The sequence below is a fragment of the Polaromonas sp. P1_G2 genome (assembly GCF_056405515.1).
Genome location: NZ_JBFUBY010001005.1, coordinates 1 through 485, shown reverse-complemented (window position 1 = coordinate 485; position 485 = coordinate 1). Strand labels below are relative to the sequence as shown.

Annotated in this window: 1 pseudogene; it reads right to left on the bottom strand. The window is 60.4% G+C overall.

Annotated features, from left to right (window positions below):
- Positions 1-93: 93 nt before the first annotated feature.
- A pseudogene (locus AC1D0P_RS28770) lies at positions 94-295 on the bottom strand (cold-shock protein).
- Between the last annotated feature and the right edge of the window lie 190 nt (positions 296-485).

Below are 485 nucleotides of genomic sequence, written 5' to 3'. Positions count from 1 at the left end.
GCATCGGTCCGTTCAGCAAGCGTCGGAGTATTACAACGACGCCGCGCGGCGAAGCGGCCGGGCGGCGCGGCTCATCGCCTGATCCTGCAAGCCTCAGGCCTGCAGATTGTCCGCCGACATCTTGCCGGACTTCCGGTCCTTGACCAGCTCAAAGCTGATCTTCTGGCCGTCGTTAAGCCCGCGCAGTCCGCTCGACCGCGGAGATGTGGACAAACACATCGGCGCCGCCGTCATCCGGCTGGATGAAGCCAAAGCCCTTCGTTGCGTTGAACCATTTGACGGTGCCAGTGGCCATGTTTTCTTCTCCCAGCGGATTCGTAATGACGCGGCACGATGATGCGTTTGCTTGTCGGATGCAAGCAGACAACCTGACCCGCCGACGCGGGCGTTGCCTGTTCAAATTTCCCTCTCGGTCAGGAACTCTTGGGCAGCGGACCCAGAGAAGATCCGCACCGGCTTCTATCCACCGGGTTGCACTTTAATCT